Origin of the sequence: Arthrobacter sp. Cr_A7 (assembly GCF_029222765.1) — a bacterium.
In the GTDB taxonomy this organism is placed as follows: domain Bacteria; phylum Actinomycetota; class Actinomycetes; order Actinomycetales; family Micrococcaceae; genus Arthrobacter.
Genome location: NZ_JARHXQ010000176.1, coordinates 1 through 9,526 on the forward strand (window position 1 = coordinate 1; position 9,526 = coordinate 9,526).

Sequence of the window (9,526 nt, forward strand, 5' to 3'; positions counted from 1 at the left end):
GAAAGAATACTCCTTGCTCCGCCAACCCGGTATCGCATCTGGACTGTAAGCAATCAGTCCATTATCGAGGCGCGCGGCCCCGGCCGTCCCTCTCACTCAGCGTGTTGCCACGTTCTCCCAGCCCCCGCGCGCCTTAGGGCTTGCGCGGGAGTCAGATGTGATTCCTCGGATGTGGATCGGAGAAGGCATTTCCTTCCTCCGGGCGAGGACGACACGTGTGGGCGCCGTCGTCTGTCTGATGTCTGCCGGTACAGCAGTCTTCAGCGGGGTGGTATTGCGGTAGAAATCTGTACGTAAGTGCCGCTTTTACTGCCTCATGGAGCGTATTAAGCACTACAATTCCCGCCCCGGCTGAGTCGATGTCCACATCAGGCCTTTACTGCCAGTACACGGTGCGGCTGCCCACTTGCCTTCAGAGCCCGGCCGAGTACGCGTGCCGGCCGGAATATCACTCTTTACCAGAGCCTTCAATTGCTTCCTTCGTTATCCTTGGGCGACTTCGCGCTTGCCAGTAGTTGACTCCGGCCAGGCGCAGCCCGGGCAATCAATTAAAGCCATCACGCTGGTTTGCACGCAGCATGGACTGCACAGGGCGCACGGGCCCTGCCTGCCAAAGGCCACGTTCCATGGCCAACCGCAACTGCTTTGACGCCTGCCGCCGATCTTTGGGGCCTTAACTTCAATGCCCAACTGCGGCGGGGCATCCTCGTCGCTTCATCATGACAGGAAAGGCCTTGCGAGTCACTGGGTTGTGACAGGGCCGGGTACCGATCCCGAGTCTCAGGTAGGTCCTCTCATCGACGCCGCCGCCTGTGATGGCGTTCATGCGCTAGTCGTGCCGCGGGGACCGAGGGCGCGACGGCCCTTACGGGGGCACCGGTAGACGGCCTTGGATACTTTTACCACCCGACCGTGCTAGGCAACGTTCCAGAGGGAGCTGCGATTCTTCGCCCGGAAATCTTCGGTCCTGTAGCGCCTGTCACCACTTTCCTCACCGAAGCGGACGCCATTCGTTTAGCTAACGCCTCAAATTACGGATTGGCGGCCTACGTCTATAGCACCGATTTCTCCCGTCCGCTTCGCGTTGCGGAACAGATTGAATTTGGGATGGTGGGGTTTAATGCGGGGTCATCTCCAATGCTGCCGCCCCCTTTTGAGGCGTCAAACAATCGGGATTGGGACGCGAGGGCGGGACTGAAGGAATTGCTAATACACCACCACGCAATACATCGGTATTGCTGACCCCTATGAGGCATTGCAGGGCCCGGAGCTGTTCTTTGACCAGCCAGACTGCCTGTAGGCACGAGTCGAACAGGCTGCGTAGCCGGAAACCAACCAGCTTTGACGCACTGTCTACCGGTGGTGGAAGAGATCGAAGTACTAATAGTCACCGGTGCCACAACAGCAAAAGTGGAATCCAACAACACCGCGATCAAGCAGATCATAAGAACTGGCCGGGGATTCACCAATTCACGTAACTACAAGACGCGTATCCTGTTGCGCAGTGCCGCCAGAACAGCGGCATGACCACCCGTCGCGGCAGAACATTCACCAGGAACCGCGAAGAGCGCTAAACACATATGAATCATCGTCATGGAGAGTAGTGGGTCCAGACGCTCCTCCGATGGGATTATGCAGCTCCAGGCGCCTCCCACACAGCATAAACGGCCATGTCATGGCCTGCAGTCCCTCGTGCACGTGGACATAGAAGACCAACTATGTCGACCTAACGTCGCGGCTGCTAGCGGGACGACTCCCAGACTCGCGCGGGCCAGCGGCATGAGAAGCTAGAGTCAGTGCCACGACCAACCCAACGATATTTTCCCCGGTACTGGTTCTCAGTTCCGGTCGACAATTGCCGGCCCGCAGCCAAGCCGTCCAAAGAGATGCCATGCAGTCATCGGCGGTTTCTGTTTAGTCGCGCGAACGAGAAACCGCCGATGAGCTGAGCTGAAATCAGGAAGTGATTGCCGTGACTGAGTTTTGTAATGAACCTTCCCAGTAGGGGTTCGGGTGGTAAATGACTTCCCAGATGTGACCGTCCGGGTCCAAGAACGTAGCGCAGTGTGAGGTGCCCATTTCGAAGACACCGGTCCAAGGCTGACCGCCGGACTGCAGGGCCCTGGCCAGAACTTGCTCAACCTCGTCGTGGGTGTCAACGTTAACGGCAAGCATGGTTTCCACAGCGGTCGGAGAAGCCTCGGGGGCCGCGACGATGGTGCCATCTTTGAGGTAGCCGCTGAATTTCTGCTCCGTCATCAGTGCCAGAAAGATGACTGGGTTAAGAGGGATCAAGCTTGTCGTCTCGCTGGAGAAATCGGAAATTTTCTCAGCACCAAAAACCTTCGAAATGAACTCCGTTGACGCCTCGAGGTCCTTCACCGGCAGGCTGACATAGATTGACTTTATCATTTTCTTCTACTCCTCATTCAGTGGGTTTTAGGGATGTGTTCAGCCTCAGTGGCTGTGTGGGCGAAATTGAGGTTGAGGTGGAATATGTTCTCCGGGTCGTACGTCGTCTTAATTCGCATGAGCCGCTCGAGGTTTGGGCCATATGCACGTCGCGCCGTAGCCTTATCTTCGAGAAGCGCGCCGTCGACATAGTTGGGGAATACATAGTCGTCGAAGAATGGCCAAAGTGTTTCGTAGGTCTGGTCGGTCCACGCCATATGCTCTCCACTGGTGTCCAGATCGGGCCAGAAGGCGAAGGCCAGCAAGTTGTGGCCCGCCTTCCGATATGGGATCGGCGTGGCGTCAACCGGAACACGAGTAAGTGCGCCGTGGAAGTGCTCTAGCAAGACGCTGCACCATGGCGACGGGGAAGCCGCAAAGCTGCGTGTGATCGCCTGGATCGCCTCGTCGGAAAGCTCCCGAAGGAAGCTGGACTTCAAGGACGCCCCTCGCCCCTTCGTGTCTTCCGCCTCGGGTGGATTGAGCAACGTGATGTACGGGGTCGGGCCGATGGAGACGCTCACCGGCGAGCCGAACGTCCGCATCGGCTCAAGCTCGCGCAGCGCGTCTTCTTCGGACCCGAAATGAACACCGGTAAATAAAACCCTTGCCCCCGATCCATCTGGCAAGTGACATAACATCACCGCAATGACGAGGTCATCGGAAAGCCCACTATCCGTAAACTCTCGGTAGAAGTGCAGGACGTCGGCGGCATCCTCGATCGGGTGCGCCACCATCACGCCCGTAACAACTGGGCCAATCGGGTGCAGGCGAAAGGTGAGCTCCGTAACGACACCGAAGTTGCCGCCGCCGCCTCGAAGCGCCCAGAAGAGGTCCCGATGCTCGTCCTCGCTGGCGGTCAGCACGCGACCGTCGGCGGTCACAACGCGGGCCGCGAGCAGGTTGTCAGCTGCGTAGCCATGCTTGGCCATCATCAAGCCGAGACCGCCTCCGAGCGTTAGCCCCGCGATGCCGACCGTCGCCGTTGTGCCGCTCGCGGTGGCAAGACCGTGTGCCTGGGTCGCGCCAATCAGCTCCCCCCACGTCAGACCCGTCCCGGCGCGGACGACACGAGCCTCCAAGTCGATATCGATCGTCTTGAGTCGGCTCATGTCCAGCATCAGGCCACCCTCGCACACCGCCAGACCGGCGACGTGATGACCGCCACCCTTGATCGCGATTTCCAAGTCGTGCTCACGGGCAAAGCTGATGGCCGCAACAACGTCGTCGTTTGAGGCGCAGCAAACAATCGCCGTTGGGCACCTGTCGAACCTACCATTCTCGATGCTCCGCGCCTCGTCGAAGCCATCAGCCCCTGGCCAGAGCACCTCACCGTCAAGCCCTTCGAGACCTCTCGCGGCTGAGCTATCTGGCTGCTCCTGTATATTGTTCCGTGTTGTTGAGCCCAACGACGGTCCCTCCATTCTCGAAAATTGTCCTAGCGGGCCTCAGGTTCCTTCGGCGACGTCGCTTCGACCGACTACCCCTGGTTATGTTGGCCAGTTGAAGACTCGCCGGGCGGTACCGGCGAAGATCATTTCCTTCTCACTCTGCGAGAGCTGGTCAGTGTCGCGAAGGTACCCGACGGCCTCGCCGTAGTTATGGAGGCCCGGGTAGTCGACGTCGGTCGTGTAGTGCGCGATGCGGCCGATGACACCCTGGATGTCGGTTCCCCACATCAGCCGCTCTGGGCCGAACGACTCGACGATCTGATTCAGGGGCGCCCAGAGATCCCTAAAGGGGTACGGCTCGGCAGAGAGCGTTGGCGCGCCGACCAGCTTGAGCGCGATGTTCTCGTGTTGGGCGAGTTCAAGCAGCTCCGGAAGCGCCTTCCACGGTGGGTTGTCCGGCGTCTGGTAGGGGGGCTGCAGCATAGCGAGATGGTCGAGCACCAGCTGGAGGTTCGGATACTTCTGCGCAATCGGGGCCGCCAACGACGGTTCACCAGAAACCATGATCAGCAGCGGAATCTCGAGTTTCTGGCATGTCTCGAAGAGTCGGTCGAAGCCTCCCGACTTGAGCTGTTGGGCATCCTTATCCGGATGGTTGAGAAGCTGGCGGTACCCCACCACCCCGGGTTTCGACACGAATTCCTCGAACTGCTCCTCAAAGTCCGGGGCCTCTAGCCACGCGTGGTCCCCGTAATGACGGCCGACGGTCGACACGAACTTGTCGGGGAAATGGGTTGCGGCGAACTCTGGCCAGCCGACATCCCAGGAGATCACAGCTCGGTCGACGCCGGCCGCCTCCATCGAGGCAAGAGCGAGTTCCGTTGACAACCGGTACTCCTCCTCGCCGCCGCTCTCGTCCCAACCCCCGAGCCGTGGGGCTGGTGGGTGAATCTGCGCATCAATGATTTCCATGTGTCGGTCTCTCCTCAGTCGTAGTCAGCGCCGTTAGTCTGTTCAGATACTGCATCCAGCCCAGGCGCGCTCTATGCGTGGGCAGCTTCCGGGCCCTCTGTATTGAACGGGTCCGTGGGTGCGTAAGGAAGCCCGAGCAGGTGGCGAGATGCGCGTTCGGCCCCGTTGTCCCAGTCGTGCTGGAGGTGGTTGGCCAAGACGTGCATGTCGCGGAAGTAGCGCTGCAGCTCGTTACCGGTGCTCCACGCACTGGATCCCGCGCCATCCATGATCAGGCGAGCGGCGTCCTTGCACAGGGCGACAATTGTAAGTGTGTCCATCGTCTGCTGGCCGGTGTCCTCGCGTCGCCAGTATCCTTCACCATGGGCCACGGTTTCAGCCACGAGCTTGTCGTAGAGCAACTCAGCGGCGCGAACCAGTTGGTGAGCCTGTGCCCACCGAACTCGGGACAGTGGCTGATCGATGCGAGAGATGCCCATGATCTGAGAGTTGAAAAGGCGTTCGCGCGCGAGTTCCACCATTCGCTCCGCCCCACCGAGAGCGATTCCCGCACCCCACGGATTGGAAACCGTGGGGCCGCCCAGGAAGCGGTGAGTTGGATCGGCATGAAGCGTCGCACCGGGGTGATCGAACGGCGACATCAAGGCCCCGAAGGAAATCGCGAATTGCTCGGGAACGAAGACGTCCTCGGCCGAGAAGCTGACCGACCCTGTCGACGAGAGTCCGGCGAATTTCCAGTCGTCATGAAGAATCAGGTCTGACTTCGGCACCAGGAACGCCAACATGTCCGGCCCATTGTCGGTATCGAACATCCCAGACAGAAAGGCCCAGTCGGCGTTAGGCAACCCCGAGCCGTAGCCCCACTTCCCGCTGACCGTGTAGCCACCGTCAGCACGCTCGGCTTTGCCCGGCGGGAAGTATGCCAGTGCGGCGGTGATGTAGTTGCGGTCGGCGTAAAGCTGCTCCTGCGCCTCCAACGGCATGCGACACGCCATCGTGTTCCAGCTCATCAACAATGAGACGACCCACGCAGCAGACATGTCTCCGTGGGCGAGCTCACGCGCGCTCGTGTAGAAGGCAGCTAGGCCAAGCTCCTGTCCACCCCAGCGCCGCGGGACGAGCGCGTCAAAGATGCCGAGTTCGCTTGCCCGGTCAATGACAGGTTGCGGGATTCGGCGGATATGCTCCGCCTCACCACTGTATTCACGGATGACTGGGATGAGCTCACGCAGGCGCTGAGTGAGCGCCTGCAATTCGCCGCCAGTTTCGCCAGTCGACTGCAACATTTCGGTCATTCGGCTTTCCCTCTCTGTGGTTTGTGCAAGCGATACTGAAGTTGGCCTCCTCCAGATGGCCCCAGATCTCGCCCTTGGCGCCTAAAGCGAGGGGTTGATGCGAAGTGTTCTGGGGACCCGAGCAGCCAAATACTCGGCCATCGAGGGTCAGGAGATAGCAAGCTTGTAGACGCCAGCTGAACCAAGTAAGCATGTGGTGGCTCCGCCTAACGGAAGCTAACCAGCAAGGTCAGCTACTGTCAATACGTTCGTATTAGAATCCCGCATCGCATCCGCGCCGAAGGGCTTGTGGCAGGGATCTCTGGCGGTGCTTACACGTGGTTCCAGCGGCTACTACTTCAGCCTGGCCAGACAGAAGTAGGGTTTCCGAGAAGGGCCCTCTCAACTGCCCTTTTTACTAAGGGTCCCCAGCTGCGAAGACGGAAGAACATTGATGAGGGCCGCGGGGCCGGCGCTTTGCAGTGCTGGTCCCGCGGCTGAGGCGCTTGTTCGGTATGCGTGGCTTATGTGCTGGGGCCCGACAGCTTGCAGGCCTCATGCGGGACGCGGGGACAAGGCGCCCATATAACGCTGCCAGCGACGATACAGCCCTCAGGTCGATTCCGTATTCGAGGATGCGGGGCTCTTAGGCAAAGTCAAAATCATCGGCGCCGGGGGCAGGTACGCGGGGAAAAGGCACTCGAGGATGGCAAACTCTTCTCTTTATCAGCCGACTACCCGTGCAGCTTCGGCAGAATTGCAGGAGGGATGGCTGTCAAAGCTGTCAACGGCGAGAAGATTGAGCCCGTCGGCGTTGCCGCACAATGAGTCAAGGAACCCCGGGATCGTGACTAATGAGAACGTCCAACCTGTTCGAACCAGAGTGGGGAACACCAGTCTCAGGAGCATCCTCGTCGCCGCGGAACTCATCTAGGAGTCCCGCGGCACCCTTGCTTTACGGCCGCTTCTTCTCTGGCACCTACGGTCTCCGCACGTTCATGAGGTGCCCTTAAGCGAAACCGAGAGCACGGTCGCCGTCACGTCGACCGTGCCTCTCGGGGTGTGGTGAAGCTGTAACTATTCGTGGAAGTCCCAGCCACCGTTTGCGTGCCATACCTGACCCGAGACGTACGACGAGTCGTCGGAGAGGAGGAACGCCACAACACTTGCAATTTCAGAAGGCTGAGCCAGGTTCGGAACCTTGAGGAATTGGTCCGCGAACCCCATCAGCCCTTCGACGTTGGGGGTTGCCAGCAGCTTCTCGGTCAGCACCAAACCAGGCGAAACGGCGTTACAACGAATGTTCTTAGCACCCCAAGTGGCAGAAATACTCCGAGTGAGCGCCCCGATTGCCGCCTTCGATGCCGCATAAGCGGGAACCGACGGGGTTGTGTGCTGGGCAGAAGCAGAACTGGTGTTGACGATTACACCACCGCCCTGCTCGAGGAGGTGGGGAATGACCGCCCTGCAGGTGAAAGCAAAGCCGATCACGTTGACATCAAACGTCCGCCGCCAGACTGCCGGGTCCATCTGGAGGAGATCGAGATCCGCTCCGAACGTGGCGTCAGAGAGGTCGGCTCCGACGTTGTACAGTCCGTCGACGCCGCCGAACTCAGCGATTGCTTTGTCGACCAAAGCGTTCACTGAACCCTCGTCGGAAAGATCGAACTCGATGGGAGTCGCGATTCCCCCGTTATCCGTGATTCGTTTCACTGTGGCGCATGCACCGTCGAGGTTGATATCACCGACGGTTACCAACACGCCCTCCTCCGCCAACCGCTCCGCAGTTGCAGCTCCGATTCCACTCGCGCCCCCCGCGACGATGATTTTCTTCCCGTTGAGTCCTCGCATGCTTGATGCTCCTTTGCTATCTCAGCTTCTGTTGGGTCCAGACAAAAATACGACCGTATCAATGAGGAGGACAAAAGCACCAAGCCTACAAACAGTCGTGAAGGCCCTCCAAGTCCTGGCGGCAGGGCGCCGTGGCGTGCCCTTGGCTAGCAACACGCCATAGTTGCATATTGATACGAGTGTAGTAATTGTAATCTAACCGTGATCATTTTGCCTATCCGTCAGCAACTGACAGCAGTAACGTCAAACCTGCTCCCGGCCCTCACGAGGAGACGCTTAGCACGCTGACGTGGGAATAAGCCCTGGATGGTCACGCGCTACAGCCCCGAATTTTCGATATCCGTCCGGCACTGCGTCTCGCATCTTGTGCTTCAGTTGCTCGCACATCGGCGGTTCAAAGGAGAACCACATGTCACAAGAAATCCAAGAAGCAAACGGTCCGGTCGCGACCGCCCCTCAGGGGGGACGGGTCGGTGAAGAACACCGACTCCGCGGCAATATGGGAGTACCCCAACTCCTGTTCATCGTTCTTGCTTTCAACGCCCCTATCGCGTGCGTTGCGGGTGTTCTTCCCCTTGTCATCGGGTACGCTGCCGGAATCGGCACGCCGCTGCTCATCCTGTGCGTCGCCGCCCTGATGGCGATCTTTGCGGTGGGATATACCCTCATGGCCCGCAAACTTCCACGAGCCGGAGCGTTCTACACCTTCGTTACGGCCGGCCTCGGGCGTCCTCTAGGACTGGCCACAGGTTTTATCGCTGTAATCACATATACAATTGGCTACTTGGGCGTGCTCCCATTTGTCGGGGTCCAGGCCGAGCAGCTTTTCTTGGGCTTCGGGATTATAGGTGCCCCCTGGTGGATGTGGGCCATTGTGGCCGCTGTGATCATCGGTGTTCTCGGCTACCTTCGGGTCGATTTCTCGGCGAAGATCCTGGGCGTGGTTGTCGTGCTTGAGCTCGTCGCAGTACTTGTCTACAGCGCTGTGGTTCTGGGCACCGGCGGAGGAACCGGCACACTGACCGCTGGCTCGTTCAACCCAACAACGATCGCAAATGGCAGCGCGCTCGTCGGCGTTCTCTTCTTGATGGGTGCCTTCAGCGGTTTTGAAGCTACAGCTATTTTCCGGGACGAAGTTCGCGATCCCGTACGCACAGTCCCTCGCGCAACCTATCTCGCGGTCGGCACCATCGGCATCCTCTACGCCTTCACCTCCTGGGTGCTCATCCAGTCGGTGGGCGAGGAGGGCGTTGTTGAGCTGTTCGCGGCGGACCCCACAACAGCTTTCCTGGGAAGCGTTCAGCAGTACCTCGGCATCGCAGCGATCGGAATCGCTGCTTACCTCCTGCGGACGAGACCATCCGAGGCGACTGTCTGGCACTGGGCGATAGCGCCAATCTTCTCAGCGGTACTGCTGCTTGTAGTCGCCGCCGTAGCGGCGGTGAACCTCGATCTGCTCACCGGCTCCCCGGTACTCTCATCGATCGCTGTCATTATCCCCATCGTCGAGATCATCCTCGGAGTTGGGGTCGCACTGATCGTGAAAGCGAAGAACCCCCAGTTGTACGCGAACATCGGCACCCGCAA

General features: G+C 59.5%; 7 protein-coding genes and 1 pseudogene. 3 read left to right on the forward strand and 5 right to left on the reverse strand.

From position 1 onward, the window contains the following. Nucleotides 1–751 precede the first annotated feature (751 nt). Together P2Q66_RS10730 and P2Q66_RS10735 are read left to right on the forward strand one after the other, a co-directional pair. Nucleotides 752–1,300 (forward strand): annotated as a pseudogene (locus P2Q66_RS10730) (aldehyde dehydrogenase family protein); the annotation flags it as partial. Nucleotides 1,301–1,359: 59 nt separating this feature from the next. Then, nucleotides 1,360–1,527, forward strand: a complete 168-nt coding sequence (locus P2Q66_RS10735) for a transposase (RefSeq protein ID WP_275727929.1) — start codon at nt 1,360–1,362, stop codon at nt 1,525–1,527. 429 nt (nt 1,528–1,956) lie between these two features. On the opposite strand, the gene P2Q66_RS10740 is transcribed toward P2Q66_RS10735, so the two are convergent. The 5 genes from P2Q66_RS10740 to P2Q66_RS10760 all read right to left on the reverse strand — a co-directional run bounded on the left by P2Q66_RS10740 (nt 1,957) and on the right by P2Q66_RS10760 (nt 7,939). Continuing rightward, nucleotides 1,957–2,412 (reverse strand): VOC family protein, encoded by a 456-nt coding sequence (locus tag P2Q66_RS10740; protein WP_275727930.1) that lies wholly within the window; start codon nt 2,410–2,412, stop codon nt 1,957–1,959. A 17-nt stretch (nt 2,413–2,429) separates the two neighbouring features. Beyond that, nucleotides 2,430–3,860, reverse strand: coding sequence for an FAD-binding oxidoreductase (locus tag P2Q66_RS10745; RefSeq protein ID WP_275727931.1), 1,431 nt, complete (start codon nt 3,858–3,860; stop codon nt 2,430–2,432). Nucleotides 3,861–3,941: 81 nt separating this feature from the next. After that, complete coding sequence (locus tag P2Q66_RS10750) at nt 3,942–4,814, reverse strand: amidohydrolase family protein (protein WP_275727932.1); 873 nt, start codon at nt 4,812–4,814, stop codon at nt 3,942–3,944. A gap of 71 nt (nt 4,815–4,885) precedes the next feature. Then, nucleotides 4,886–6,109 (reverse strand): acyl-CoA dehydrogenase family protein, encoded by a 1,224-nt coding sequence (locus P2Q66_RS10755; RefSeq protein WP_275727933.1) that lies wholly within the window; start codon nt 6,107–6,109, stop codon nt 4,886–4,888. Between the two features lie 1,056 nt (nt 6,110–7,165). Continuing rightward, entirely contained in the window at nt 7,166–7,939 is a 774-nt protein-coding gene (locus tag P2Q66_RS10760) for an SDR family NAD(P)-dependent oxidoreductase (RefSeq protein ID WP_275727934.1), read from the reverse strand. A 409-nt stretch (nt 7,940–8,348) separates the two neighbouring features. Here P2Q66_RS10760 and P2Q66_RS10765 point away from each other — a divergent pair. After that, on the forward strand, nt 8,349–9,526 hold a 1,178-nt coding region (locus P2Q66_RS10765), incomplete at its 3' end, for an APC family permease (protein ID WP_275727935.1).

What these genes read in the sequence shown, in the direction of transcription:
- P2Q66_RS10750 (WP_275727932.1), bottom strand. Translation starts at nt 4,814, where the DNA reads ATGGAAATCATTGATGCGCAGATTCACCCACCAGCCCCACGGCTCGGG.
- P2Q66_RS10740 (WP_275727930.1), bottom strand. Translation starts at nt 2,412, where the DNA reads ATGATAAAGTCAATCTATGTCAGCCTGCCGGTGAAGGACCTCGAGGCG.
- P2Q66_RS10755 (WP_275727933.1), bottom strand. Translation starts at nt 6,109, where the DNA reads ATGACCGAAATGTTGCAGTCGACTGGCGAAACTGGCGGCGAATTGCAG.
- P2Q66_RS10760 (WP_275727934.1), bottom strand. Translation starts at nt 7,939, where the DNA reads ATGCGAGGACTCAACGGGAAGAAAATCATCGTCGCGGGGGGCGCGAGT.